The 26,516-nt window shown below is 55.1% G+C and carries 23 protein-coding genes; 5 read left to right on the top strand and 18 right to left on the bottom strand.

Going from position 1 to position 26,516, the window contains the following annotated elements; all coding sequences use genetic code 11:
• Positions 1-250: 250 nt before the first annotated feature.
• The gene (gene hrpA, locus F8R23_RS04380) at positions 251-4,138 is read left to right on the top strand and encodes an ATP-dependent RNA helicase HrpA (protein ID WP_129934547.1); all 3,888 of its coding nucleotides are present in this window, start codon (positions 251-253) and stop codon (positions 4,136-4,138) included.
• On the opposite strand, the gene F8R23_RS04375 is transcribed toward hrpA, so the two are convergent.
• Positions 4,116-5,264: a multidrug effflux MFS transporter gene (locus F8R23_RS04375; RefSeq protein ID WP_151415320.1), complete on the bottom strand. Its 1,149-nt coding sequence runs from the start codon at positions 5,262-5,264 to the stop codon at positions 4,116-4,118. The genes hrpA and F8R23_RS04375 overlap by 23 nt on opposite strands.
• A gap of 102 nt (positions 5,265-5,366) precedes the next feature.
• Here F8R23_RS04375 and F8R23_RS04370 point away from each other — a divergent pair, with 102 nt between their 5' ends.
• Positions 5,367-6,185 (top strand): helix-turn-helix domain-containing protein, encoded by an 819-nt coding sequence (locus F8R23_RS04370; protein WP_151415319.1) that lies wholly within the window; start codon positions 5,367-5,369, stop codon positions 6,183-6,185.
• A gap of 4 nt (positions 6,186-6,189) precedes the next feature.
• Here F8R23_RS04370 and F8R23_RS04365 read toward each other — a convergent pair whose 3' ends face one another.
• From F8R23_RS04365 to folM, 7 genes are all read right to left on the bottom strand, one after another.
• Positions 6,190-7,011 (bottom strand): trypsin-like serine peptidase, encoded by an 822-nt coding sequence (locus F8R23_RS04365; protein WP_129938194.1) that lies wholly within the window; start codon positions 7,009-7,011, stop codon positions 6,190-6,192.
• Between the two features lie 129 nt (positions 7,012-7,140).
• Positions 7,141-7,221: a small membrane protein YdgU gene (gene ydgU / locus F8R23_RS24450; RefSeq protein WP_455431200.1), complete on the bottom strand. Its 81-nt coding sequence runs from the start codon at positions 7,219-7,221 to the stop codon at positions 7,141-7,143.
• A gap of 91 nt (positions 7,222-7,312) precedes the next feature.
• A complete protein-coding gene (gene asr / locus F8R23_RS04360) occupies positions 7,313-7,600 on the bottom strand; it encodes an acid resistance repetitive basic protein Asr (protein WP_129934551.1) in 288 nt (95 codons plus the stop codon).
• Between the two features lie 312 nt (positions 7,601-7,912).
• Entirely contained in the window at positions 7,913-9,409 is a 1,497-nt protein-coding gene (locus tag F8R23_RS04355; RefSeq protein ID WP_151415318.1) for a carboxypeptidase M32, read from the bottom strand.
• A gap of 67 nt (positions 9,410-9,476) precedes the next feature.
• A complete protein-coding gene (rstB, locus tag F8R23_RS04350; protein WP_129934553.1) occupies positions 9,477-10,781 on the bottom strand; it encodes a two-component system sensor histidine kinase RstB in 1,305 nt (434 codons plus the stop codon).
• Positions 10,778-11,503 (bottom strand): two-component system response regulator RstA, encoded by a 726-nt coding sequence (rstA, locus tag F8R23_RS04345; protein WP_099063046.1) that lies wholly within the window; start codon positions 11,501-11,503, stop codon positions 10,778-10,780. Before rstA ends, rstB begins: the two co-directional genes overlap by 4 nt.
• 74 nt (positions 11,504-11,577) lie before the next feature.
• Complete coding sequence (folM, locus tag F8R23_RS04340) at positions 11,578-12,300, bottom strand: dihydromonapterin reductase (RefSeq protein WP_112349951.1); 723 nt, start codon at positions 12,298-12,300, stop codon at positions 11,578-11,580.
• Between the two features lie 126 nt (positions 12,301-12,426).
• Here folM and F8R23_RS04335 point away from each other — a divergent pair, with 126 nt between their 5' ends.
• Positions 12,427-12,843 (top strand): hypothetical protein, encoded by a 417-nt coding sequence (locus tag F8R23_RS04335; RefSeq protein WP_112349950.1) that lies wholly within the window; start codon positions 12,427-12,429, stop codon positions 12,841-12,843.
• Between the two features lie 29 nt (positions 12,844-12,872).
• Here the strand turns inward: F8R23_RS04335 and F8R23_RS04330 are convergent, their stop codons facing one another.
• Entirely contained in the window at positions 12,873-14,264 is a 1,392-nt protein-coding gene (locus F8R23_RS04330) for an amino acid permease (RefSeq protein WP_129938193.1), read from the bottom strand.
• Between the two features lie 244 nt (positions 14,265-14,508).
• A complete protein-coding gene (ydgH, locus tag F8R23_RS04325; RefSeq protein ID WP_099062931.1) occupies positions 14,509-15,459 on the bottom strand; it encodes a DUF1471 family protein YdgH in 951 nt (316 codons plus the stop codon).
• Positions 15,460-15,998: 539 nt separating this feature from the next.
• Between ydgH and pntA the strand changes: the two genes are divergently transcribed.
• Entirely contained in the window at positions 15,999-17,528 is a 1,530-nt protein-coding gene (gene pntA, locus F8R23_RS04320) for a Re/Si-specific NAD(P)(+) transhydrogenase subunit alpha (protein WP_129938192.1), read from the top strand.
• Positions 17,529-17,538: 10 nt separating this feature from the next.
• Entirely contained in the window at positions 17,539-18,933 is a 1,395-nt protein-coding gene (pntB, locus tag F8R23_RS04315) for a Re/Si-specific NAD(P)(+) transhydrogenase subunit beta (RefSeq protein WP_129934556.1), read from the top strand.
• A 54-nt stretch (positions 18,934-18,987) separates the two neighbouring features.
• Here pntB and uspE read toward each other — a convergent pair whose 3' ends face one another.
• The 8 genes from uspE to F8R23_RS04275 form a co-directional block, all read right to left on the bottom strand.
• Positions 18,988-19,950, bottom strand: a complete 963-nt coding sequence (gene uspE, locus F8R23_RS04310; protein ID WP_099062933.1) for a universal stress protein UspE — start codon at positions 19,948-19,950, stop codon at positions 18,988-18,990.
• Between the two features lie 126 nt (positions 19,951-20,076).
• Positions 20,077-20,841 carry a fumarate/nitrate reduction transcriptional regulator Fnr gene (locus tag F8R23_RS04305; protein WP_151415317.1) on the bottom strand — a complete coding sequence of 255 codons (765 nt, stop codon included), beginning with the start codon at positions 20,839-20,841 and terminating at the stop codon, positions 20,077-20,079.
• Between the two features lie 222 nt (positions 20,842-21,063).
• Entirely contained in the window at positions 21,064-21,588 is a 525-nt protein-coding gene (gene ogt, locus F8R23_RS04300) for a methylated-DNA--[protein]-cysteine S-methyltransferase (protein ID WP_151415316.1), read from the bottom strand.
• 231 nt (positions 21,589-21,819) lie between these two features.
• Positions 21,820-22,110 (bottom strand): hypothetical protein, encoded by a 291-nt coding sequence (locus F8R23_RS04295; protein ID WP_129934559.1) that lies wholly within the window; start codon positions 22,108-22,110, stop codon positions 21,820-21,822.
• Positions 22,111-22,431: 321 nt separating this feature from the next.
• Positions 22,432-23,286 carry a tagatose bisphosphate family class II aldolase gene (locus F8R23_RS04290; protein ID WP_112349942.1) on the bottom strand — a complete coding sequence of 285 codons (855 nt, stop codon included), beginning with the start codon at positions 23,284-23,286 and terminating at the stop codon, positions 22,432-22,434.
• Positions 23,287-23,295: 9 nt separating this feature from the next.
• Positions 23,296-24,462, bottom strand: coding sequence for an SIS domain-containing protein (locus F8R23_RS04285; RefSeq protein WP_151415315.1), 1,167 nt, complete (start codon positions 24,460-24,462; stop codon positions 23,296-23,298).
• Positions 24,463-24,488: 26 nt separating this feature from the next.
• On the bottom strand, positions 24,489-25,259 hold the full coding sequence (gene agaR, locus F8R23_RS04280; protein ID WP_112349940.1) for a transcriptional repressor AgaR: 771 nt from the start codon (positions 25,257-25,259) through the stop codon (positions 24,489-24,491).
• Between the two features lie 332 nt (positions 25,260-25,591).
• Positions 25,592-26,500, bottom strand: coding sequence for an ROK family protein (locus tag F8R23_RS04275; protein WP_129935168.1), 909 nt, complete (start codon positions 26,498-26,500; stop codon positions 25,592-25,594).
• Positions 26,501-26,516: the final 16 nt, after the last annotated feature.

Below are 26,516 nucleotides of genomic sequence, written 5' to 3'. Positions count from 1 at the left end.
GACAGTGACATCAGGACGGTGCGTCCCTTGCATGCAGTACACTCTATTCACATTTTTCCAGCAGTGATAGCGCAATATTTCGAGGCCTTTGTTCGATTTTATTGAATGACCTGTTGGGCCATAAGCGGCCGGATTATGGGGAAAAAGCGGCTTGTGATATTCTGCGCGTCCAAAGCTAAAAACTGGCTAACCCATTATCAAACCGTTGCTAAAGCTTGATACAGCAGCGATGAAACAAGGAATACCGAACGTGAAATCTCCGCTCGCGGCATTGTCTGCCCAACTGGGCGAGCTGATGCTCCGTGATCAACAACGCCTGCAACGTCGGCTGCAGGGCGCACGAAAAATCAAAAATCCCGATGCTCTGTTGGCGGCCGCCGTTGAAATCGAAAGTGACATCGCGCTGGCGTTGCACAAGGCACAGTCTCGTGCCGCGACCTGCCCAAAAATAACCTACCCGGCCAACCTGCCGGTCAGCCAGAAAAAGCAGGATATTCTGCAGGCAATCCGTGATCACCAGGTGGTGATTGTCGCCGGTGAAACCGGCTCGGGGAAAACTACGCAGTTGCCGAAGATCTGCCTGGAGTTGGGGCGTGGGGTGAAAGGGCTGATCGGCCATACCCAGCCACGACGTCTGGCGGCGCGTACCGTGGCCAACCGCATTGCCGATGAGCTGGAAACCCCGTTGGGCGGCAGTGTGGGTTACAAGGTGCGTTTTCACGATCAGGTCGGGGAAAACACCCTGGTCAAGCTGATGACCGACGGTATCCTGCTGGCGGAAATTCAGCAGGACCGGCTGTTGATGCAGTACGACACGCTGATTATCGATGAGGCGCATGAACGCAGCCTGAACATCGATTTTATTCTCGGTTACCTGCGTGAACTGCTGCCGAAACGCCCAGATCTGAAAGTTATCATCACCTCGGCAACTATCGATCCGCAGCGGTTTTCGCGCCATTTCAATAATGCGCCAATTATCGAAGTTTCCGGTCGGACTTATCCGGTGGAGGTTCGTTACCGTCCGGTGGTGGATGACGCCGACGATACCGACCGCGATCAACTACAGGCGATTTTCGATGCGGTGGACGAACTTGGTCGCGAAGGGCCAGGGGATATCCTGATCTTTATGAGCGGTGAGCGCGAAATCCGCGACACCGCCGACGCCTTGAGCCGCCTGAATCTGCCGCATACTGAAGTCTTGCCGCTGTATGCGCGGTTGTCGAACAGCGAACAGAATCGGGTGTTCCAATCGCACCACGGTCGGCGCATCGTGCTGGCGACCAACGTGGCGGAAACCTCACTGACCGTTCCGGGCATCAAGTATGTGATTGACCCGGGTACCGCGCGTATCAGCCGTTACAGCTTCCGTACCAAGGTACAGAGGCTGCCGATCGAACCGGTATCGCAGGCCTCTGCTAATCAGCGTAAAGGCCGCTGTGGCCGCGTGTCGGACGGTATTTGTATTCGCTTGTATGCGGAACAGGACTTTCTGTCGCGGCCGGAGTTTACCGACCCGGAGATCCTGCGGACCAACCTGGCATCGGTGATCCTGCAGATGACCTCGCTTGGGCTGGGGGATATCGCCGCTTTCCCCTTTGTGGAAGCGCCGGACAAGCGCAATATTTTGGACGGTGTGCGCCTGCTGGAAGAGCTGGGCGCGATTAAAACGGCAGAGAATGGCCATTACCAGCTTACCGCACAGGGCCGTCAACTGGCACAGTTGCCGATCGACCCACGGCTGGCACGTATGGTGCTGGAAGCGCAGAAGAGCGGTAGCGTACGTGAGGTGATGATCATCACCGCAGCGCTGTCGATCCAGGATCCGCGTGAGCGGCCAATGGACAAACAGCAGGCGTCGGACGAAAAACACCGCCGCTTTGCCGACAAAGATTCGGATTTCCTGGCCTACGTAAACCTGTGGGACTGGCTGAAAGAGCAGCAAAAAGAGCACTCCTCCAGCCAGTTCCGCCGGCTGTGCCGCAATGACTTCCTGAACTACCTGCGGGTGCGCGAATGGCAGGACATCTACACCCAACTACGCCAGGTGGTGAAAGAGCTGGGGCTGCCGGTTAACAGCGAGCCTTCCGATTACCGCAGCGTGCATACTGCGCTGCTGACCGGATTGCTGTCGCACATCGGTCAGAAAGATGCCGACAAGCAGGAGTTCACCGGTGCCCGCAATGCGCGTTTCTCGATCTTCCCGGGTTCCGGCCTGTTCAAGAAGCCGCCGAAGTGGACCATGGTAGCCGAACTGGTGGAAACCAGCCGTCTGTGGGGACGTATTGCCGCACGCATCGAACCGGAGTGGATAGAACCGCTGGCTCAGCACCTGGTGAAACACAGCTACAGTGAACCGCACTGGTCTAAATCCCAGGGGGCGGTAATGGCCAGCGAAAAAGTGACGCTGTTCGGGTTGCCGATTGTGGCCGCACGGGCGGTCAATTACAGCAACATCGATCCGCTGCTGTGCCGTGAACTGTTTATTCGCCATGCGCTGGTGGAAGGCGACTGGCAGACGCGGCATGCGTTCTTTGGCGCTAACCTGAAGCTGCGTGCCGAAGTGGAAGAGTTGGAACACAAATCGCGTCGCCGTGACATTCTGGTGGATGACGAAACCCTGTTCGCCTTTTACGACCAGCGTATTCCGAACGATGTGGTGTCCGGACGCCATTTCGATAACTGGTGGAAAAACGCCGGTAAGCAGAATGCAGACCTGCTCAGCTTTGAAAAAGAAATGCTGATCAAAGACGGCGCCAATCAGGTCAGTGCGCTCGATTACCCAAACACCTGGTACCAGGGCAACCTTAAGCTGCGTCTGAGTTACCAGTTTGAACCGGGCACTGACGCGGATGGCGTTACGGTACATATTCCGCTGCCTATTCTGAATCAGGTAGAGCAACAGGGCTTTGAATGGCAGATCCCGGGAATCCGCCGTGAACTGATCATTGCTCTGATCAAGTCGTTGCCGAAGCCGGTACGCCGCAACTTTGTGCCGGCGCCCAACTATGCCGAGGCTTTCCTGGGGCGGGTGACCGCGCTGGAATTGCCGCTGCTGGATTCGCTGGAGCGAGAGTTACGCCGCATGACTGGCGTGACGGTGTCACGTGAGGACTGGCAATGGGATCAGGTGCCCGATCACCTTAAGATGACTTTTCGGGTGGTGGATGAAAAGCACAAAACCCTGCGTGAAGGCAAAGATCTGACGGTGCTGAAACTGCAGTTGAAGGACAAGGTGCAGGAAACGCTGTCGGCGGTGGCGGACGATGGGCTGGAGCAAAGTAATCTGCATATCTGGAGCTTCGGCAAACTGCCGGAGTTTTATGAACAGAAACGCGGTGGCTATTCGATGAAGGCCTACCCGGCGCTGGTGGACGAAAAAGACAGCGTGGCAATCCGCCTGTTCGACAGCGAGCAAGAGCAGCAACAGGCGATGTGGCAGGGTACGCGTCGCCTGCTGTTGCTGAATATTCCTTCGCCGGTCAAATATCTGCATGAAAAACTGCCTAACAAAGCCAAGCTGGGACTGTATTTTAACCCCTACGGCAGAGTACTGGATCTGATCGATGATTGCATCTCGTGCGGCATCGACAAACTGATTGCTGAACACGGTGGACCGGTGTGGCAGGAGGAAAACTTCGCCCGTCTGCAGGAACTGGTGCGTGGCGAACTGAACGAAACGGTGGTGGGTGTCGCCAAACAGGTTGAACAAGTCCTGACGGCGGTGTTCAACATCAACAAGCGCCTGAAAGGCCGGGTTGATATCTCGTTGGCGCTGGCGCTGTCGGATATCAAAACCCAGCTCGGTGCGCTGGTTTATCGCGGGTTCGTGACCAATAACGGCTGGAAGCGCCTGCCGGATACGTTACGTTATCTGCAGGCGATTGAACGCCGCTTGGAGAAGCTGGCGATCGATCCGCACCGCGACCGCGCGCAAATGCTACGGGTGGAACAGGTGCAACAGGCCTGGCAGCAGTGGCTGAACAAGCTGCCGCCGAAACGCCTCCAGGATGACGAGGTGAAAGAAGTGCGTTGGATGATCGAAGAGCTGCGCGTCAGCCTGTTCGCTCAGCAACTGGGCACGCCTTATCCGATCTCGGACAAGCGTATTCTGCAGACTATCGAGCAGCTTTCGGGCTAGGTGACACGCACAGACAGCTTGCGCAACCCAGGCACAGCAGGCTGCACACTAACAACGTCGCGGCCAGGTTTTGCCCGCTGGCGGCCAGTGACAGTCCGGCGCCAATCAGCAGATAGTAGAGCAGGCCAAAGATCGCACCGGCGGTGCCCAACCGCTGCCGGTAGCGGTTCAGCGCCTGGCTTAACACGTTGGGGATAACCAATCCGAAGGCCAGGGTGATCAGCGTGCAGGGTAACAGCAGCATCAGGCTGTGTTGCCAGTAACCTAAAGCCAGTGCGGCACCGAATGCCAACAGACTGCCCAGAAGGATTTGTTTTTTGGCGCTGATGCCCCGGGCCAACAGATAACGATTCAACAGCGCGCCAAGCAGGCTGCCCAGTGCTAATGCCATGCCGGAGTAGCCGAACTGTTGGCTGCTCAACTCCAATTGTTCGAACATGAATGGGGCCAGGCTGAAGTAGCTGAATACCATGATATTAAAACCTGCGATCAATAGCGCGGAGTACCAGATCTGTCGATCGCGCAGAATATCCCAGCCACTGCCTGTGGCGGTGACTTCCACGGAGAGTGTTGCCGGTTTCGTTTCCGGCAGGGCACGCCAACACCAAATCAACAGAACCAGCGCCAGCAGCCACTGAGCGGCGAATATGGCCATGCTGCCTCCCCAGCTGACGACGATCCCACCGGCGAACATGCCCAGTACCGGGCTGACTGACAGGGCGATACCGAGGGTCGAAAATACTTTTCCCAACGCCTGTCCCTGATAAACATCGCGCAGCATGGTTTGCGTCACTATGGAGCCGACCGCTGCGCCAAAAGCGACGACAGCACGTGCGAGCAGCAACAGCGTAAAATTCTGACTAAGCAGGGCCATTACTGCGCCGGTGAGATAGATCGTCAAACCTGCCAGCATGGTGACTCTGCGGCCAAAGCGATCGCACATGACGCCCCAAATGGCGACGCCGCAGGCAAAAGCAAAGAAATAGATCGACAGCGTTTGGCTGGCCTGAGCGGCGCTGACGTTGTAATCGGTACGTATTGCCGTGAGCGCAGGGCTATAGAGGGTTTCGAGCACCTGGGGGGCCATGATGGTGGCTACCATCAACGGCAGGGGTAAACGTGACATGGGAATTAACCTTGATGGGTGAAGAATCGCGCCAGTATAGGGAAATGCCAAAGGTTCCATTACAATCATAAGGACAAAAAACAATAAAAAAAGGACAGTGTGATGGCGTTGATCGACCAACAGGAGAGTTTTGACCCGGACGTCTGGCCGGCACCGGTGCTGGGGGTCGCGGCGGAGTTAGCCAGAGGACATGATTCTGAAGAACATTTGCATCGCCGTGCTCAGTTACTCTATGCCCCGCGTGGCTGTATGACGGTAACGCTTGCCGATCGGTGGTTGATCTTACCGCCTACTCGCTGCCTGTGGATCCCCGGTGGCATAGCGCATCGGGTTCAACTCCGTGGTCAGGTTGCCTATCGCTCGATCTGGCTTGAGCCGTCATTAGTCTCCGCTATGCCGCAAGAATGCGCGGTGTTGGCAGCGGATCCCTTACTGGCGGCGGTGATTGACCGTATCGCCTATTGGCCATTCAATCAGGTTATTGAGCACCGGACGGCGCGCGATCTGCTGCCGGTGCTGGTGAATGAGCTGCATGCGGCACGGCTGGAGAATACCGGCCTGAAGTTACCTCATGACCGGCGTTTGGCCCACTGGCTGGAGGAACTTGATCGGCGGGATGAGCTGCCTGGATTGGCAGTGTTGGCACAGTATCTGAATCTGCACGCCAAAACGCTGACGCGTATTTTCCAGCGCGAGAGCGGATTGAGTTATCAGCAGTGGAGTCAGCAATGGCGATTGATGAGAGCGATTGAACTGTTAGCGGAGCTGCCCTCGGTCAGTTCGGTAGCCCAACGCCTGGGTTTTTCCAGCGACAGCGCTTTCATAGCGTTTTTCCGCCAGTTCACCGGTACCACACCCAGGCGTTTTATGGTGGGAGAATTGCCTACTGATTCCGGCGCGGGATCCCACGCCGGAACATAACGATTTATTTCCCAGCAGCCAGTGCGTCCAGCGCATCGCGGATACCGGTGACGGCCAAAGCGCGGTTATCGGCGCGGTAACGATCTTTCGCCGCCGGTGCGGAGCTTTGAATGGCAATAAGCCGCCAGCCGTCGGCAGTTTTCAGCAGTAACGGTGAACCACTATCGCCGGGCAGGGTATCGCACTGATGCGAAAGCACGCCCTGTTGCGCCCAGCCTGTCACTTTGCAGTTCTGGTGACTGTAGAGGTCATCCAGATGATCTCCTGGATATCCTGCCTGGGTAATCAGCCGTTTGGCCTGCTTCATTGCCAGAGTCAGTGCCTTACTGTCACCTTGCCACAGCTGCAGGGGTTTAATCGGCAAGGTTTTTTTATCCTTTAGGCGGATTAGCGCGAAGTCATAGGCCGCCGCGGCCGGCGGCACAATCCAACCCTCACCATCTGGCTTGAGTTTTTTCCCCAGCTTGCGATCCACCAACGTCTCAATATTGTCGGTCTGGTATTTCCAGGTTTTATTACCGGAAACAAAACGTAGCGCAATGGCCTTATCCAATTGACCTGGCGGTGCCAGCACACAGTGGCCGGCGGTGAGTGCCAGATGAGGAGAGATCAGCGTGGCGGTGCACAGGTTACCGCTGGCGGTTTCCACCTGCCCAATGGCTTGCCATGGCCACCCATCGGTTTCCGTGACCTTTATGCGTTCATCTTTACCAAAAAATAAGCGAGTTTGCTCAGCGACCGACGCGTCGGATGGGCTATCAGCGCGTACTGAAAGGGGAAGTGAGAGTGGGAATGAGCACAGCAACAGCAAAACGGTTATGCGCATAGGTTTCTTGCCTGGAAAATACGGGTCATCCATAAACACACTGAATGGTAACTATAGACTGATTTAGTCGCCGTGTGGATGGGCAGTGATTGATTTTTCAATAATTTCTTATCCAGAGGAGGGGGGCGGTTATAGGTAAAAAAAGGCGGCGATCAGTCCGCAGAGGATCAGCGTGGTCAGAATGATTTCAAATAAGTAGCGACGCAGCATGATGAGAACCCCCGATGAAAAAACACCCGGCGAACCGGGTGTTGGACAACTCAAGTCTTGACTGGTGAGGGAGCCTCACATCAGATTGCTGTTACGCCGCTTTTTTATGGCTGGTTTTTTTGTGGTGTTTCTTGGCGGCCTGGGCTTTCTGAGCCGGCGCTTTCTTGGCGGTGGCTTTGTGGTGCTTTTTAGCCGCCTGAGCTTTTTGAACCGGTGCTTTCTTCGCGTGATGTTTTTTCACGTGAGTGGTCTTGGCCGGTGCAGCCATGGTGGTGGTAGCCGTTGCCGCTGGTGCGGTAGTCGTGGCAGCGTCAGCAGCGAAGGCAACAGAAGACAGACCCATTGCAGCGGCAACAACCAGAGCTAATACTTTTTTCATTGTTGATTCCTCAAATTACTCATCATGTATCAAGCCCACTGCGGGGCCGGTGACAAGATAGTAGGCAAACGGCGGGAGGCTTTCCGTGAGTGATTGGTTTCGGCGTGTAACCTAATGTACATCGTGGATACTGGCCGGTTAATCCACCGGGTTCGACTGCCTTTCAATCTCATTTTAGTTACAACATACATATAGAGGGTAACCAACCCGCACTCTGCGGCCAGGGTGTCTGAGATAGGGGAAGTGCGCTATGGAATAGTTGCGGCAAAGCAGGGGGAAAAAGCACGGGGTTAGCCGTGCCTGGGGAAGATATTACAGGTAACGGTTTTCCAGATGCCTGCGGAAATAGCTCGGATTCAAGGTTTCACCGGTCGCATTGGCGATCAGGGGATCGGTAGGGAAACGGCTACCGTGACGCCAGATATTCTGTTTCAGCCAGTGGAACAGTGGGTTCAGATTGCCTTCGGCGATGTCATTGTTCAACGTCGGCAGCGCTTCACGTGCGCTATTGAACAGTTGCGCGGCATACATGGCGCCAAGGGTATAAGTCGGGAAGTAACCAAATGCGCCATCGGTCCAGTGAATGTCCTGCATGCAGCCGTTGCGGTAGTTGCCGACGGTGTCCAGGCCCAGGTAGCCGCGCATTTTTTCGTTCCACAGCGCCGGGATGTCTTCCACCTCAATCTCGCCTTCGACCAGGGCCTTCTCAATTTCATAACGGAGGATCACGTGTGCCGGGTAGCTGACTTCGTCAGCGTCTACGCGGATCAGGCCTGGCTTCACTCGTTGATTCAGACGGATGAAGTTACTTTCTTCCAGCGCCGGTTGTTCGCCGAATTGATTGACGACCAGCGGGCGCAGAATTTTCAGGAAATCGCTGCCGCGCGCCAGCTGCATTTCAAACAGCAGGCTTTGTGATTCATGAATAGCGGTAGAGCGTGCCTGCGCCACCGGTTGGCCCAACCATTCACGCGGAAGATTTTGTTCGTAACGGGCATGACCGGTCTCATGCACGATACCGAGCAGAGCGGTCAGGAACTCTTTGTCGTTATAACGAGTAGTGATGCGTACATCTTCCGGTACACCGCCGCAGAACGGGTGTGCGCTGACATCCACCCGGCCGCCGTCGAAGTTAAAGCCGAGCAGTTTCATCACGCTCAGGCTCAGTTGACGTTGAGTTTCCACATTGAACGGCCCCTGCGGAACCTGGCAAGGTTCCTGAGCCTGTTTGGCTACTACTTTCTGTAGCAGGTCGGGCAGCCAGGTTTTCAGATCGCCAAAGATACGGTCAATATCACTGCTGCGCATCCCCGGTTCATACAGGTTCAGCAGGGCATCATAGCGGCTGGAGCCTGCCGCTTCGGCGCGGATCTGCGCTTCCTGCCGGCTCAGTTTGACCACTTCACGCAGGTTTTCCGAGAAACCTTCCCAGTCGTTGGCCGGGCGTTGGGAACGCCAGGCGTGCTCACAACGTGCGCCAGCCAGCGACTTAGCTTCGACCAGCGATTCCGGTACCAGCACCGCATTGTCATACTGACGGCGCATCTCCAGCAAGTTAGCCTGATCGATGTCATCCAACGTTTCTTGCTGTGCGCGTTCAAACAAACGACCGGTTTTTTCTGCCGTTAAAATTTGGTGTTGCAGCACGCTCAGCTCGGCCAGCGCTTCCGAACGCGCTTTGCTGCCACTTGGTGGCATCATGGTTTGCATGTCCCAGCCGGCAATGGCGGAGAGGTGGCTGAAGCGCGACAGTCGGGTGAAAATGGCACGCAGCTCGTCGTATGAAGAAGGGGAATGTGCAGATGTCATCGTTTAGCTCCATTTTATTGTAAACCGGATAACTCTTTCGCGTTTTCATGCTGCCGCGTAAACAGGGTTACACCGGTTCTGCTTTTAAATTGAAAGTAGGCTTTAGCGGCCAACAGAAGCGGAAGCTGGCACCGCCGAGTGAACTGGCGTCTACGTACACCTGACCCTGATAGGCCACGGCGATAGAATGAACAATGGCCAGGCCCAGCCCGCAGCCGCCGGTAGCGCGATCGCGGCTGGGATCGAGACGCACAAAGGGTTCGAATACCCGTTCACGTTCTTCCGGTGGAATACCAGGGCCGTCGTCTTCTACCTGCAGGCAGGCGTTGTCGCCGTCAAACCACAGGCCGATACGCAGACGTTTTTCACTATAACGCAGAGCATTGTTCACCAGGTTATCCAGCACTCGTTCCATTAGTCGTAAATCGACGCCGCCAAAATCGCCGACGTGTGGGATATCCAACTCGATTTCCCGTTCCGGGTGGATCAGGTGCAGATCGTCAGCCTTGTCCTCCAGCCATTTGGGTAAATCGAGAGGTTCTATATTGAGTGCCACCTGTGGACGGTCGAGGCGTGCATAGGTCAGCAGTTCGTCGATCAGTGACTCCAACTGACCGATATCGCGGTTCAGCGCCTGCTGCTCGCTCTCGGTCAGGTTATCGCTCATCGCCAGCCGGTAGCGCAACCGCACCAGCGGCGTTCGCAGCTCATGGGCGATGCCGTCGATCAACTGTTTCTTGCTGGCGATCAGCGTATTGACGTTATCCGCCATCTGATTAAACGCCACCCCGAGCCGATTGAGGCTGGAGGTGGGATCGAAATGGGTGCGTTCATCAAGATGCCCGGCACCGAGGCGCTGAGCCGCATTTTCCAGCTTGAGCAAGTCCTGCCAGTGCGGGCGCATCCACAAAAATACCGGCAGGGCCAGCGACATGCCGATAAACACCAGCAGGGCCAAATCCAGCAGCCGCATTTGATGCAGATAGAACAGATAAGGGATCGGCCCGACGACCAGCACGTAGTGGCTGCGTGGAATCCGCTGCATAAAGGTGTATTGGTCGTCGAGGGCGATAATTTCCCCAAGGCGTAGCCGTTTCATCAGATCTTCACTCAGATCCTGTTTGCCGAGCGGTTCAATGTGCAGTTTAAACGACAGGTTCAAGTCCAGCGTGGCGATGGTCTTGTTCCAGTCTTTCAGCGGAATTTCCCGTAGTTCACTGCGCATCAGGTACAGCGAGCTTTTCATCAGGTCGTCCATCGACTGGCGGCCGGCGCGTTCGGCGGTGACTTTGTACACCAGTCCCACCAGCATCGCCATCACCAGGAAGCAAACGAAAAGCAGCAGGAAGAACTGCACAAAAAGCTTTCTCATTGCTGCACGAACTCCCAGGCATTCGGGGCGAACAGATAGCCTTTATTGCGCACGGTTTTGACGCGGAAGGGCTCCAGCGCATTGTCGTACAGCTTGCGTCGCAGGCGGGAAATCGCCACGTCGATACTGCGATCCAGACCGTCATAACTCACGCCGCGCAGGTTTTGCAGCAGGGCTTCGCGATCCATGATTTGCCCGGCATGGGTGGCCAGTTCCCACAGCAGATCAAAATCTGAGGTGGAAAGGGTGATGATCTCTTCGCCCAGGGTCACCTGACGGTTGACCGGATCGATACATAACAAGCCAAAGTGCAAGGCGTTGTGTTGGGTGATTGGCTGAGTTGATTCTTCCTTTGGCTGATTGCCATGCTGACGCAAATGCAGACGTAGCCGCGCCAATAATACTGCCGGTGGCGTGGTTTTCAGGATGTAATCGTTAGCGCCCATTTCCAACGACAGGATATGGTTCATGTCGCTGTCGAGTGAGGTGAGCAGCACAATTGGGCCGGGGAAGGTCGGGCGCAGATCGCGACACAGCGTCATGCCGTCTTTGCCGGGTAACATGATGTCTAGCAGCACCAGATCTGGTTGTTCCAACTCGATGCGTGCCTGCGCACTGTCGCCGCGTGGCTCAATCAATACATCAATATCGTGCTTGCCCAGATAGGCGGCAATCAGTTTGCCGACTTCCGGATCGTCTTCCACAAAAACAATTTTATGCATATTCAGCGGTTTTATCAGAATAACGAAATTCAGCATAGCGCGGGGCTCCGCGATATACCATGCAGATTTGTGCGTTAGCGCAGTGGACGGCCACCGTCTACGCCATGGGTACGGCCGGTGACATAGCGGCTTTCCAGCAGGTAATTCACCAGGTTGACCACTTCACTCTCACCAGGGGCGATTTTCATCAGTGATTTTGCCAGCGCCTGCTGACGATACGGCTCGTCATCACCCGGATTGAAGATAATCAGCGCCGGTGCGATGGCATTGACTTTGACCTCTGGCGCCAGCTTGCGGGCAAATGAACGGGTCATATTGTCCAGTGCGGCTTTACTGGCGGCATAGGCAATGTGTTTGTCGCTGCCTTTCTCCACCACATAGTCGGTCAGGTGGATAATATCCGCACCGGCTTGTCCCTGGCCCAGCAGGCAAGACTCCAGCAATTGATTGAGCAGATAAGGGGTATAAACGTGAATTTGCAGCATCGCCGCCATAACCTGCTCCGGCGGCACTTCCGGCGATTCGGCCTGCCAGGCGCTGGCGTTGTGGATCACCGCGCGCAGTTTGGGGGCGGCCTGACGAACCTGCTCAGCAAAACGGTAGATGCCGTCGTGCGTTGCGAAATCGCCCTGAATACAGATTGCCCCCAGTCTTTTCAGCTCGCTCAGTGCCGGGTAGTCGCTGCGATAGGCGATAATCACGGGAATATCGCGTTGCAAGAATGACCTAGCCAGTGCCAGTCCAATCCGGCGTGCGCCGCCCGTAATGAGCACCGGGGCTGAGTTGTGATGTTCCATTGATTAAAGCTCCTGGACAGACTGGCAAACAATAGGGGAATTATGCCATTATACGGCGGAAATTCGTTAAAGCTTCGCATCGATTATCCATTTCAGGATGTAATACACTGGCAATGAGAGGAAGGGATGAACAGCAGTCACCTTGCACCCGTCGCCCGCAGTGAGAGAATCTGCTTTGATTACATGGATTTTCTGTCCGCATCGTGCAAGAAGCACTGGCGCTTTGTTGATGCAATCTATGGTGTGATGCCATTTTTTGGCATGGTATTGAAATCTCAGGCTTCCGCTTCACAAACACGGAAAGAGCAGTTGGAAGCGTTGGCGCTGCAGGTGGTTTCCACCCAGGTCAGCGACGAAACCAACATCGTGCGCCTGATCGATCTGGCGCAGCAGCAGGGGTTGGCAGTATTCGACATTAAACTGCCCTATGCTCTGGATACGCAGCAGTTGGCGACCATTCAGCAAGAATGCGTTGAGGGAGTTATCATCTCTCAGGTTGGGGAACGCATGACCATCAGTCTGCACCAGTCTCAACGTTACTGACCGGGTGTTCCCACCCGGCAATTCTTCACCTACTGCAGCATAAACCAGCCGGCCGGTACCGTGGCCACCAGCAACAGAAAAATACTGCCTTTCTCCAGTTGATTCAGCAATTTGACGTCATCGTGTCCGCTGCGGGCATAGATAAACACCAGCAGCCCCGGCGCATACAGCAGCACCGACATCAGCAAATGCATCAATCCTGAAGCGTAGAGCAGCCAGATTCCATACAGGCAAGCGCCTGTCGCAGCGAACATCAGCCGTTTGTCCTGACGACGGATCGCCACCTTGAACAGGAAGGCACCGACCAGGAAATAGGGCACCAGGATCATTTCCGAGGCGATAGTCAGCAGAGAATTGTAGTTACTGCCGGTCAGCCAGATCAGCACCAGAGCGAGCTGAACCGCAATATTGGTCAGCCATAGCGAAGCCGAGGGCGCGTGATTCTTGTTCTGCTTGCGGAAAATCTTCGGGAAAGCGCCGTGTTGAGCGGCCAGCAACGGCACTTCGGCGGCCATAATCGTCCAGCTCAGGTAAGCCCCGCAGACCGAAACGATCAGCCCGGCCGCGATAATCACATCACCCCAGGGGCCAATCAGATCGACCATCAGCACCGCCATAGAAGGATTGCGCATCTCGGCCAATTCGCTGCGCGGCACCACGCCCAGTGATAACAGTGTCACCAACAGATATACCGCCAATGCGGAGATCACTGCCAGCATGGTGGCACGGCCGACATCTTTTTTATGACGTGCCCGCGCAGAAACCACCACCGCACCTTCCACACCGATAAATACCCATAGGGTAATCAGCATGGTATTTTTTACCTGCTCCCACACTGGCTTACCGAGAGCAACGCCGTGGAAATCCAGCGTGAAGACGTCCATGTTGAATGCCATCGCGGCCAACACGGCAAACATCCCCAACGGCAACAGCTTGGCCAGAGTCGCGACCAGATTGATGCTGGCGGCGGTTTGCACACCCCGCAGCACCAGCGCATGGACGATCCACAGCAATACGGACTCCGCCAGCAGCGCTTGCCAGGTATTGCCGTCGCCGAGAATGACCTCACCGCCGCGATCGGTGAATAAACTCAGCGCGGCAAAGACGATCACCAGGTAAGAGACATTGGCGATCACCGCGCACAGCCAATAGCCCCAGGCGGAACAGAATCCCACCAGTTCGCCAAAACCTTCTTTCGCATAGGTGAATATGCCGCCGTCCAGATCGGGGCGCAGGCGGGTAAGCAACAGCATGGCAAAAGCCAGAAACAGGATGCCGACGCCGGTAATCGCCCAACCCAGCAGCAGGGCCGCCGGGCTGGCGACCTGCGCCATGTTTTGTGGCAGGCTGAAAACCCCGGCACCCAGCATTGAGCTCAGCACCAATGCGGTTAACGCGGTAAGACCTAATTTCTTTTCCAATGACGGATCCTGAACGCAGAATAAACAACTGGGAGGGAACTGCTTGGCAGTAACAACGTAATGGCAATTACTGAGCGAGTAGACAATAGCCCTAAAAATTGGCGCAAATTCTACGGATGGATGCGGATGGATGCAATGATTAAGTATGCGTAATTTACAAAAAACTATTCAACTGGCAGGGCACTGCGCGCCCAAAAAAACGGGCAGCTCAATGGCTGCCCGATGGTAAACCGCAAAGTGAAACTTATTTGAACAGGTCAGCGCTGACGGTCAGGTTACCGCCGCTCTTGTTCTGCCACTGGCGGGTCACATGATAGTACTTGGCGCCTTTCTCGGCAGCACGTTTAGCGACTTCGGTAGAAACGTCGGTCATGCTGTTGAAGTGGCCAGTGAAGGTCACAGAATCAAACGGTACCATCTGCGCGGCAGTCACGTTGTTCACTTCTTGAATCTGGGTACCGTTCGGTAAAGTGACAGTATAACGTTTGCCGGTAGAGGACTGGGTTTCGAAGAAACGGCCCACGTCACGGCTTGGTGAGCCGGAAGAGGCAACACCCGGGATTTCAACCTTGGCAGCAGCAGCACCACCGGCAGCCAGTGCGGCCTTACCGGCTTCAGAGTCAGCCGGGATGGCATCCGGGCTCTGTACTGCACGTTTAGGGGCATCGGCTTTATAGATATAGGCGGTAATGAACTGGTTGCCGCCCTGATTGGCATCGACCTGACGCACGATAAAGAACGAGGCTGCGCCTTTCTTTTTCGCTTCTTTGGTGATGGCATCGTTAATGTCCGGCTGGCTGCGGTAGAAACCGCTGACGCTCACCGTGTCGTACGGCTCCAGCAGGAAGGCTTGTTCTTTCGGCAGCTCGGTAACGCCGTTAATCACGCGGTACTTCGGCTCTTTGCTCACTTCCGGCGCATCTTTATGATAAAGATCTGCGGTGACGCGCCAGTTGCCGCCGTTATTGCTGTTATTGCTGTCCTGGATGTAGAAGGAGTCTGCGCCCAGTTTGTCTGCACGGCGGGATACGGCATCAACGGCTTCATTGATGGCATTAAAGCGGCCGGTAATCGTGATGCGATCAAACGGCTTCAGCGCCGCTGCTTTTTCAGGAGTTAACTCTTGTGCCGCCTGAGCAGACAGCGCAGTGAGTGATAACAAGGCTGATGCGATGATCGTGTTCTTCAGCTTCATAAAAAATCCTTTCGCCTAGCGCATTAACGTTGATAACGTGCTGAACTGTTTAGGTGTAATTCAGCCGCCGATTATTACATGTAATCTCGAGCAGTGTCTCAGCATTTTATGTTATCCCATGAGACAAATCCCTTGAACGAACGTGCCCGTTATTTTGCGCAGAATCGTCATAAGTTTCAATAATAAAGCCTTTGATGTCATAAGTGTTAATTATTCACAATTTTATAACTTTTATGCGTTACTGCCGCGCAACGCCGGAAGTTCTCAACCTGATGGCTGCCACAATATGGCCGTAAAAACGGCATTCCAGCGGGCTTTTTAACTTTAAATTGCGATTTGTCATGTCGTTGCCTGCGTTTTTATGTAAAAACAGACCTGAATGCGTAAGCAATTATGGATCATCGATCATATTTTCAGTAGGTTATAGATGGCGCCTTAATTCGCTGCCGACAAGGTTAACAAAAAGCTTGTCGGCCGGGGCCATCGCTATGGGTAGGAAGATAATAAACATCATCAAAGACAGGTGAGAAGGGAACATTATGCGTATTGGTGTACCAAGAGAACGGTTGGCCAATGAAGCCCGGGTCGCAGCAACGCCGAAAACGGTGGAACAATTGCTGAAGCTGGGCTTTACCGTCGCGATTGAAAGCGGGGCGGGCAAACTGGCAAGTTTTGACGATGGCGCTTATGAAGCCGCTGGGGCAACGATCACCGACACGGCCGATGTTTGGCAGTCGGATCTGATTTTGAAAGTTAACGCACCGCTTGAGGACGAGATCGCGTTAATGCGTGAGGGCAGCACCCTGGTCAGCTTTATCTGGCCGGCGCAAAACCCGGAGCTGATCGCGAAGTTGGCTGAACGTAACGTCACCGCGATGGCTATGGACTCGGTGCCGCGTATTTCACGTGCGCAGTCCATGGATGCTTTGAGCTCAATGGCCAACATCGCCGGTTACCGCGCGATTGTTGAGGCCGCACACGAATTCGGCCGCTTCTTCACGGGCCAGATCACCGCCGCGGGCAAGGTTCCACCAGCCAAGGTCATGATCATCGGTGCCGGCGTTGCAGGTCTGGCGGCGATCGGTGCCGCAGGCAGTCTTGGGGCCATTGTTCGCGCCTTCGATACCCGTCCGGAAGTCAAAGAGCAAGTACAGAGCATGGGGGCCGAATTCCTCGAGCTGGATTTTGAGGAGGAAGCGGGCAGCGGTGACGGCTATGCCAAAGTGATGTCCGAAGCCTTTATCAAGGCCGAGATGGCACTGTTCGCCGCTCAGGCGGCCGAGGTTGACATCATTGTCACCACCGCGCTGATCCCGGGCAAACCTGCACCGAAGCTGATCACCAAAGAGATGGTGGCTTCAATGAAGCCGGGCAGCGTGATCGTCGATCTGGCGGCGCAAAACGGCGGTAACTGTGAACTGACCGTCGCCGACCGAGTGACCGTCACCGACAACGGCGTGAAAATCATTGGTTATACCGATCTGCCAAGCCGCCTGCCAACCCAGTCTTCACAGCTTTACGGCACCAACCTGGTTAACCTGCTGAAGCTGCTGTCGAAAGAGAAGAACGGCGAAATCGACGTTGATTTCGAAGACACCGTGATCCGCGGCGTTACCGTAGTACGCAGTGGCGAAGTCACCTGGCCGGCACCACCTATCCAGGTTTCTGCCCAGCCTAAACCGGCGCAGGCCGCCGCACCCGTTGCCAAACCGGAGGCAAAACCGGTTTCACCGTGGCTGAAATATGGCCTGATGGCGTTAGCCATCATCCTGTTTGGCTGGCTGGCCAACGCCGCACCGAAAGAGTTCCTGTCTCACTTTACCGTGTTTGCGCTGGCCTGCGTGGTGGGTTACTACGTGGTGTGGAACGTCAGCCATGCATTGCATACCCCGTTGATGTCGGTCACCAATGCGATCTCAGGGATTATCGTGGTCGGTGCGTTATTGCAGATTGGCCATGGCGGCTGGGTGAGTTTCCTCTCCTTTATCGCCGTGCTGATCGCCAGCATCAACATTTTTGGTGGATTCACCGTCACTCAGCGCATGCTGAAGATGTTCCGCAAGAACTAAGGGGTAGCATATGTCTGGAGGATTAGTTACAGCGGCATACATTGTCGCCGCTATCCTGTTTATTTGTAGCCTGGCTGGCTTGTCGCGCCATGAAACGTCAAAACGCGGCAACCTGTTTGGCGTCGCCGGGATGGCGATTGCGCTGATCGCCACCATCCTCGGTCCGGACTCCGGCAACGTGGGCTGGATCATTATCGCGATGATCATCGGGGGCTCCATCGGGGTCTATCTGGCTAAAAAGGTCGAAATGACCGAAATGCCAGAATTGGTGGCGGTACTGCACAGCTTTGTGGGCCTGGCTGCGGTCCTGGTGGGGTTAAACAGCTACCTGGATCACGGCGCGGCGATGGAGCCGGTGATGGAGAATATCCATCTGACCGAAGTGTTCCTCGGCATCTTTATCGGTGCGGTTACCTTCACCGGTTCGATTGTGGCCTTCGGCAAACTGCGCGGCATCATCTCATCCAAACCGCTGGCGCTGCCAAATCGCCACAAAATGAACCTGGCGGCACTGGTGGTCTCCTTCCTACTGCTGGTGGTGTTTGTTCGTGCCGACAGCGTGGGTTGGCAGGCAGTGGCACTGGTGCTGATGACCGCTATTGCACTGGCGTTTGGCTGGCATCTGGTGGCATCTATCGGCGGTGCTGACATGCCGGTGGTGGTGTCGATGCTCAACTCCTATTCGGGGTGGGCAGCAGCGGCGGCTGGCTTCATGTTGAGCAACGATCTGCTGATCGTGACCGGTGCGTTGGTGGGCTCTTCGGGTGCCATCCTGTCTTACATCATGTGTAAGGCGATGAACCGGTCGTTCATCAGCGTGATCGCCGGCGGGTTCGGTACTGATGGTTCTTCGACCGGTAATGCGGAAGAAATGGGCGAGTATCGCGAAACGACGGCGGAAGATGTGGCCGAGCAGTTGAAGAATTCCACTTCGGTGATCATCACCCCAGGCTATGGCATGGCGGTGGCGCAGGCGCAGTACCCGGTGGCAGAAATCACCGAGAAACTGCGTGCACGCGGCATCAAGGTGCGCTTTGGTATACACCCGGTTGCCGGGCGCTTGCCGGGCCACATGAACGTGCTGCTGGCGGAAGCCAGGGTACCGTATGACGTGGTGCTGGAAATGGACGAAATCAATGACGATTTCGCGGACACCGACACCGTGCTGGTGATCGGCGCCAACGATACGGTGAACCCGGCCGCGTTGGAGGACCCACGCAGCCCAATCGCCGGTATGCCGGTGCTGGAAGTGTGGAAAGCGCAAAACGTGATTGCCTTTAAGCGGTCGATGAACACCGGCTATGCCGGCGTGCAGAACCCGCTGTTCTTTAAAGAGAACACCCAGATGCTGTTTGGCGATGCCAAAGAGAGTGTGGAAGCGATATTGCGTGCGTTGCAGGCGTAACGAAAGCCAATAAAAACGGGCCTGTCAGGGCCCGTTTTTTTTATGCGCTAAACATCAATCTTCGTCGTCGTGCTCATCGTCCTCATCAGCTTCGATCGGGCAATTGAAGTTTTCCGGCTTAATCACCAGCAGGTCACATTTCAGATGATCGATCACATGTTCTGCCGTGTTGCCAATAAACGCCGCCGAAATCCCGGTACGCCCCAGGGTACCTAACACCACCACACCCGCCTGCAAGTGCTCGGCCAAATCGGGGATCACCTCTTCCGGCAGACCTTTCTCAACGTGGGTAAATTCTTCTTTAATGCAGAATTTCTGCCTTAACGCCTTCATGGCGATCAGGTGTTGCCCGCGAATGGCATCGTTGTAGACACTGGGGTCAAAATCAGGCAGCTCGATAGCGATATTAATGGGAGTAACGGGGTAGGCGCCGACCAGATGAACTTCGGTTTGGTTGACGTTTTGTGCCAGTTCAACGGTTTCCTGCACCAGCTTGATGTTCAATGGGTCATGGTAAGGCTCTTCGCTGGCCAGATTAACCGCCACCACGGCTTTGCTGCCTTCCTGCCAGGGTTGATCCTTGACCATCCACACCGGGCAAGGGCATTTGCGTAGCAGGTGCCAGTCGGTTGGGGTGAAAATTACGGACTCCAGCCGGTCGTGTTGATGCGCCATTTTCAGCAGCAGATCGTGCTTACCGGCGATCACTTCCTGAATAATCGCCTCATAAGGACGGTTATGCCAGACGACTTTGATTTCTATAGGGACGCCTTCGTCGAGGTAAAAACGGCATTGCTCGTTGATCCACGCGGCGCGTTGGCTGATAACACCTTGTCGCATCGCCGTTCTTTCGTCCGGGGAGAGCAAGGTCGTCATCTCGTAAGAGAAGTCGTAAATAGGCAGGAAGGCCTTAATGCGCCCGCCATTTCGTTTTATCAGGTATACCGCCCGGCGCAGTGCCGGCTGGTCGTCCTGATTGGGGTCAATAGCCACCAGAAGATTCTGATACTTCGCCATAGGGCCTCCTTACAGCTGAAAATCAACAGTCTGTCAATTTACAGAGTAACCCAACATTGAAAAACAGAACAGCGGCAGAGATGTGCTGGGTCAATAATTCTGTTGAATTACCAACCCAGCTTAGGATCAGGCGTTTACGGTCACGTTAATCCGTGGCGTACCGGCCAGCACCGACAGGGCGTCGACGTTTTCGATGGTGATGTATTTGCCTTTAACGCTGAGGATTTCGCTTTTCTGGAAGCGACCCAGCAGGCGGCTGATGGTTTCTACCGTCTGGCCAAGATAGTTGCCGATGTCACCACGGGTCATGGTCAGGCGGAACTCACGGGGTGAGAAACCGCGTTCCGCAAAGCGGCGCGACAGGTTATAGACGAAAGCCGCCAGGCGCTCTTCGGCATTTTTCTTCGACAACAGCAGGATCATGTCCTGGTCGCCTTTAATCTCGCCGCTCATCAGGCGCATGATTTGCTGGCGCAGGTTTGGCATTTTGCCGGACAGGTCATCCAGTGTTTCGAATGGGATCTCACACACCATGGAGGTTTCCAGCGCCTGAGCGAAGCTTGGGTGTTTCAGGCCGCCAATAGCGTCAAAACCGACCAGATCGCCCGCCAGGTGGAAGCCGGTGATTTGCTCATCACCTTGTTCGGTGATGGTGTAACTCTTGATGGTCCCGGAGCGGATAGCGTACAGCGATTTCAGCTCGTCGCCCGCCTTGAACAGGGTCTGGCCCTTCTGGATAGGCTTTTTCCTTTCGATAATGTTGTCGAGCTGGTCCAGCTCATGAGCATTAAGAGTAAAAGGAATACACAGTTGGCTGATACTGCAATCCTGGCAATGGATCGCACAACCACCAGACTGGATACGACGAGTCACGCGTTTTTCCGGGATCATAGATTACGCTCATTCAATAATTGATATGCGTCAATTTTAACATCTTTTCTTGCAGGTGATAAGGGTAGCATTAATAACAACGGGGGCATTCTGTGCGAAATTTGAGCAACCATACCGTAGATTGTTCTGTAGTTGCCCGAAATGTTTTGATTTCCTTGCCACTTACAGCAATACGTAACGCTTACCGCAGCCGGGGTATCTTGCGATGCCCGGCTGCGGGGGTTAAAGCAGTTCGTTCTGCCAATAGCCTTCATGCTTTAACAGCCATTGTTTTCGCTGAACGCCGCCGGCATAGCCAGTCAATGCGCCCTGCGAACCGATCACCCGGTGGCAGGGGACCACGATGCTGATGGGGTTGGAGCCGTTGGCCATACCTACTGCACGTGAGGCAGTCGGGCGCCCGATGCGTTTCGCCAATTCGCCATAGGTAATGATCTCACCGCATGGGATCTGACGCAGTTGCTGCCATACACTACGCTGGAATTCGGTGCCGGCGGTCATCACCGGCAACTGATCAATGACATCCAACTCACCAGTAAAATAGCGCTGCATGGCATCGGTCAGACCGCCGGGGTTGCGTTTGTCTACCAGTTGGAAATGGTCGGCACGGTAATGAGTATTCAGCAGCTTCATCAGGCGCACTTCATGCTCAGTCCAGTCAATGGCGCGTAACCGGTCCTGCTCATCGGCAATTAGCACCAGTTCACCCACTGGCGTCGCCATACGGTCAATAAAAAAAGTCTGCATATGATTACTCCTCTCGTTTGATGAGGGGATTATTACACGAAATGCGGGGGAGTGATGGCGGATTCCGGACATGAAGATGGGGCGATAAGAGAGTTCGCCCCGTCTCAAGATATGTTTCGTTTAACTCGGGTTAAGAACTATTAATGAATCTGAGGATCTATAAAATAATACTGTATTGCTTCTTTTTTATTCTAATGCATATTATCCGAATTCAAGAATGTAATTTCGTGGTTAATTATAACTGACGGTCACTCTCTGAAGAGATGAGTTATTATTAACGAGTTCGGTAGTTGCGGAGGAAACTAATTCTGATGACATCATCTCTATGGGCATTGTGATAAAACCAAAGGTTTCATCGCTGATTTCACGGTAACAGGATGATATAAGTTTACCCTTGTTGTGGCTTATTTCACAGGTGGGGGCGGCGATCTTCCCGGTAAAGTGGACTGTTCCGCCCTGTGCTGCCTGCAAAGCAGCCGGAAGGAGGGCCAGCAGCCCCAATACCATAAGCGAATAGTTCATTATTAATTCCTTTTTAAAATGAAATGAAAAATAAGTGACTCCAATCAAACAAAAATTAAACGGGTATGTTGAATGTCATCCTAATCCAAATTACAGCAATCTCCGTTTTGAATGATTTATATACTATTCTTAATTTTTAGTGCCAATTGATTTGATAATAGGGAGGGGGGCGGGAAAAACCATGATTTAGATCATGCTGAAGACGGCTTAATGATTCGCAGGCGGATGTAGCGGATGTACCGTGAACTACGTCACGGTAAAAAATGGTTATGGCCGCAGTTGAATCTGAAACGGCGGCCAGGCTTGGTGCTTTATTCTGGGTTACAGCATGCCGCTGCTGCCGCAGATGCGGATTTTCTCGGCAACCACCTCTTTCATCGCCAGTTTGCCGGGCACGATATACTTGCGTGGGTCATTGGCATCCGGGTGCTGGGAGAAATAGCTTTTCACCGCGTCGGCAAAGGCGATTTTCAACTCGGTCGCCACGTTGACCTTGCAGACCCCCAGTGAAATGGCGCGTTTTACCATGGCTTCAGGAATGCCGGAGGCGCCGTGCAGCACCAGCGGGATATCGACCTGCTCGCGGATCAGCGCCAGACGATCAAAATCCAGTTTGGGTTCGCCGTGGTACAACCCGTGGGCGGAACCAATCGCCACGGCCAGCGAATCGATACCGGTCGTGGTGACAAATTCACGCGCGGCGGCCGGGTCGGTAAAGAAGCTGTCGGTAGAATCGACAATCAGGTCGTCCTCCTGCCCACCGAGGCGGCCCAGTTCGGCCTCTACGCTGGCACCGTAGCGGTGGCACAGCGCCACGGCCTCGGCCACCTTGGCGATGTTCTGTGCGAATGGCAGGTGTGAGCCGTCGATCATTACCGAGCGGATACCGCTTTTGACCTTGTGTTCGATATCATCCATTTCTTCGTGGTGGTCCAGATGCAGCGCCAACGGCAGATCGTAACGGTGTGCGGCCGCCTGACAGATGCCAATCAAATAGTCAGTACCGGCATAGCTGAAGGTGCCGGGTGTACCGGCCATGATCACCGGCGAGCGGAGTTCGGCGGCGGTTTCCGCCACCACCTGCACGGTTTCCAGATTATGAACGTTGAACGCCGGTACGGCATACCCTTGGCGCTGCGCTTTCAGCAGCATTTCGCGGTTGGATATCAGGTACATAGAGATTCCTTACGCCACAGATGACGGATAACGGTAAATGGTGACGCCTTTCACTACCCGGTTAACTTCACCGGTCGGGCACGGGTTATCTGGCGTCAGGTCAAGTGCCAGCGAACTTTCAAATGCCAGCATTTGGGTGAATAACAGGTAAGGGAACAGCAGCCAGACGTCATCTTCAGCGTGGTGCAGGTTCAGTATCATGTCGCACAGCGGCTGGGTGCTGCCGGCCAGGCCGACCATCTGCATTGCCAACCCGTCACGTTGCAGCTCATTCCACAAATCGCGATCGTACTGACGGGCATAGTCGCCGCTGGAGAACATCAGCAGGACCAGGGTCTGGTTATCGACCATAAACTTGGGGCCATGGCGCAGACCGAGCGGCGAATCGTAGCGGGTGACAATCTGTCCGGCCGTCAGCTCCAGCATCTTCAACGAAGCCTCTTCTGCCAGCCCGGTGAAGCAACTGCCACCCAGCGTGATATAACGCCGGAAACCGCTGGCCGCCAATGCTTTCACCTGGGGCTGCAGGGTTTCACGCAGTTCATTGCAGCGTACGACCATCGCCGTCAGAGGCCGCTGGGCCTCGGCCAGGGACTGCGGGCCGAGCAATAGCGCGGCAGACAGCATCATGCAGCTAAAGCTGGAAGTCATGGCGAAGCTTTGATCGTTGGAGCCCTGCGGCATCACCAATGAACAGACATTGTCGCGCTGATGGGCATATTGCGCCAATTGGCTGTCCGGGTTGCACACCAGCATCAGGTGATAGCTTTCCGGCAGCAGTTGGTCAGCCAGTTCCACCGTTGCCACGCTCTCCGGGCTGTTGCCGGATCGGGCGAAAGAGACCAGCAGCGTAGGGCGCGTAAGATCGAGATACTGGTGCGGGTTGGCGACTATATCCGTAGTGCCGTAGGCCACCACGTCACGGCCGGTTTTCTCACGCAGCCAGGGCGCCAACGCGCGGCCGGCGAAGGCAGAGCTGCCCGCACCGCACAGAACAATCTGCAGGCGAGGGTTAGCCAGCAGCGGGTCAAGGAAAGGCTGCCACAGCGCTTGTTGCAGCTGTAACTGCTGGTGCAGGGCGGCCCATAAATCCGGCTGCTGCCAAATCTCACGTGCGGTATGCAACGCGTGTCGTTGTTCCAGCCAGCCCGCATCGTAAGCAAAATAACCGTTCATGTTGAAAACTCCTTAAAAAACCTCGGTTAACGGTCGGCGATAATCACATCGACCCCTAAATGGTTCAGCGCATTCAGGTAGCTTTCCGGGATGCGGCTGTCGGTGACCAAACGCTGGATTTGGCCGATTTCACGGATCATGCAAAAACTGGTGCGACCGAACTTGCTGGCGTCCGCCACGGCGATCACTTCGCGTGCGACGTCGCACATGGCGCGGTTAAGTTGCGCTTCGCCGGGATCCGGCGTGGTGATGCCGCTGTGCAAATCAAAACCGTCGACGCCGAGAAACAGCTTATCGAAACGGAACTGACGCATGTGCTGCTCGGCGGCCGGGCCGTACAGAGACCAGGATTTACGCCGTACGCTGCCGCCGACCACCATCAGATCAACCTGTTCGTTGTTGGCCAGTTCGAAAGCGATATTCAATGCGTTGGTCATTACCACCAGATCTTTTTTGCCGACCAACTGCTGCGCCATTTGGCTGGTGGTGGAGCCGGAGTCGAGAATGATGGCGTCGCCGTCGTTGACCAGGGCTGCCGCTGCACAGGCAATGGTGTATTTCACGTCGCGATTGATGCGGCCCTTGTCCTGTAACGGACGATCGAAGGCGAACTGCTTGTTGAGCATTGCGCCGCCGTAAGCCCGGACCGCACAGCCGCTTTTTTCCAGTTGACGCAGATCGCTGCGAATAGTGACGCTGGAAACTGCAAACTGGGCGCTGAGTTGTTCGACGCGTACCGAGCCTTCGCGACAAAGCTGGTCGATAATTAATTCCCGTCGTTTTAGGGTATTGATCATTAACGCGTGACTCCTGATTTAGCTGTAGCCATACCCGGCCGCGGCGCAATGCGTCGCAGTTAATCTGGCAGGAGTGCTTTCAGTTGTTCGTGGCGAATTACAGCAAACGAAACAGTGAAATGCAACTGGTTATTTTATAAAAAACCATATGTATCAATTGTTTATATATCAACTTCCTTTCAGTTTGCCCTCAACCGAAAGCTGCCGGGAAATAAAGTGAAAAGCCGTAATCCGTTATTTATCAGACGGCAACTTACCGCCGGGGCTAATTTGCCGAAAGCAGGATGAAAGCTGTGCCATTGATTTTTTCCTGACGGTCTTTTCACTCTTTTTTATTGCCAGCTTTGGCGTAATAATGCGGCGCCGCGTACACCGCTGCTGTCGCCGTGCACCGGTGGGTAGACTGCCGCCGGTTCGGTGCCGGGTAACAGCCAATGGCTCATGGCTGGCGGCAACAGGGAGTACAACTCGCCTACGTTGGACAGCCCACCGCCGAGCACGAAAGCGTCTACGTCCAGCAGCAGTTGCAGGCCGGCCAGTGCGCTGGCCAGAATATCGACGTACATGGCCATCAACCGCCGTGCCAGAGGGTCCCCTAGTCGAAAACTGGCGATTAACGCCGGGACGTTATCCGCCGGATGACCGAAATGGCGGCTCAACGCCAACAGGCCACTGCCGGAAACATAGCGCTCAAAGCAGCCGGTTAGCCCGCAGTTGCAGGTGAACAGCGGTAAGTCGTAGCGTTGTGCCAATTGGGCGGAGATAGGGGTGTGCCCCCATTCCCCGGCAAGCCCGTTACGTCCTTTATGCAACTGTTTATTCATCACCAATCCACCCCCAGCCCCGGTGCCGATAATGGCGCCAAATACCAGCGCCAGATGGTCGGTTTGCGGCGTACTGGCTTCGGAAAGGGCAAAGCAGCGGCAGTCGTTTTCAATTTCAACCGGCCGCGCCAAGGCTTGCGCCAGGTCGTCAGCCAGACAGTGGCCGGTCAGGCAGGGCACATTCACCGCCAGTTGTCGGCGGCTGCGCGGATCGGTCACGCCCGGTAAACCGATGCCGATGCTGCCCTGGGTATGCAACTCTCTATCGGCCTGCTCGACCAATTGATGGATGCAGGACAAAAATTTGCGGTAATCGCCGGTGGGGGTGCCGATCCGCTGGCACAGCACCTGCCTGAGCTGCCGGTCGTAGGCCGCCATTTCGATCTTGGTACCACCGATGTCGAAACCGTAGCGTATCTGGGATATTTCCACG

The organism is Serratia proteamaculans, from assembly GCF_008830365.1.
In the GTDB taxonomy this organism is placed as follows: Bacteria; Pseudomonadota; Gammaproteobacteria; order Enterobacterales; family Enterobacteriaceae; genus Serratia; species Serratia proteamaculans.
This window is presented reverse-complemented; position numbering and strand designations above follow the sequence as displayed.

Excerpts from the sequence above, each read along its gene's own strand:
- F8R23_RS04370 (WP_151415319.1), top strand. The coding sequence starts at position 5,367 with ATGGCGTTGATCGACCAACAGGAGAGTTTTGACCCGGACGTCTGGCCG.
- F8R23_RS04285 (WP_151415315.1), bottom strand. The coding sequence starts at position 24,462 with ATGAACGGTTATTTTGCTTACGATGCGGGCTGGCTGGAACAACGACAC.
- F8R23_RS04375 (WP_151415320.1), bottom strand. The coding sequence starts at position 5,264 with ATGTCACGTTTACCCCTGCCGTTGATGGTAGCCACCATCATGGCCCCC.
- uspE (WP_099062933.1), bottom strand. The coding sequence starts at position 19,950 with ATGGCGAAGTATCAGAATCTTCTGGTGGCTATTGACCCCAATCAGGAC.
- ydgU (WP_455431200.1), bottom strand. The coding sequence starts at position 7,221 with ATGCTGCGTCGCTACTTATTTGAAATCATTCTGACCACGCTGATCCTC.
- F8R23_RS04365 (WP_129938194.1), bottom strand. The coding sequence starts at position 7,011 with ATGCGCATAACCGTTTTGCTGTTGCTGTGCTCATTCCCACTCTCACTT.
- ogt (WP_151415316.1), bottom strand. The coding sequence starts at position 21,588 with ATGCAGACTTTTTTTATTGACCGTATGGCGACGCCAGTGGGTGAACTG.
- pntB (WP_129934556.1), top strand. The coding sequence starts at position 17,539 with ATGTCTGGAGGATTAGTTACAGCGGCATACATTGTCGCCGCTATCCTG.
- ydgH (WP_099062931.1), bottom strand. The coding sequence starts at position 15,459 with ATGAAGCTGAAGAACACGATCATCGCATCAGCCTTGTTATCACTCACT.
- asr (WP_129934551.1), bottom strand. The coding sequence starts at position 7,600 with ATGAAAAAAGTATTAGCTCTGGTTGTTGCCGCTGCAATGGGTCTGTCT.
- agaR (WP_112349940.1), bottom strand. The coding sequence starts at position 25,259 with ATGATCAATACCCTAAAACGACGGGAATTAATTATCGACCAGCTTTGT.
- F8R23_RS04290 (WP_112349942.1), bottom strand. The coding sequence starts at position 23,286 with ATGTACCTGATATCCAACCGCGAAATGCTGCTGAAAGCGCAGCGCCAA.
- F8R23_RS04355 (WP_151415318.1), bottom strand. The coding sequence starts at position 9,409 with ATGACATCTGCACATTCCCCTTCTTCATACGACGAGCTGCGTGCCATT.
- rstA (WP_099063046.1), bottom strand. The coding sequence starts at position 11,503 with ATGCATAAAATTGTTTTTGTGGAAGACGATCCGGAAGTCGGCAAACTG.
- F8R23_RS04295 (WP_129934559.1), bottom strand. The coding sequence starts at position 22,110 with ATGAACTATTCGCTTATGGTATTGGGGCTGCTGGCCCTCCTTCCGGCT.
- F8R23_RS04335 (WP_112349950.1), top strand. The coding sequence starts at position 12,427 with ATGAACAGCAGTCACCTTGCACCCGTCGCCCGCAGTGAGAGAATCTGC.
- rstB (WP_129934553.1), bottom strand. The coding sequence starts at position 10,781 with ATGAGAAAGCTTTTTGTGCAGTTCTTCCTGCTGCTTTTCGTTTGCTTC.
- F8R23_RS04305 (WP_151415317.1), bottom strand. The coding sequence starts at position 20,841 with ATGATCCCGGAAAAACGCGTGACTCGTCGTATCCAGTCTGGTGGTTGT.
- folM (WP_112349951.1), bottom strand. The coding sequence starts at position 12,300 with ATGGAACATCACAACTCAGCCCCGGTGCTCATTACGGGCGGCGCACGC.
- pntA (WP_129938192.1), top strand. The coding sequence starts at position 15,999 with ATGCGTATTGGTGTACCAAGAGAACGGTTGGCCAATGAAGCCCGGGTC.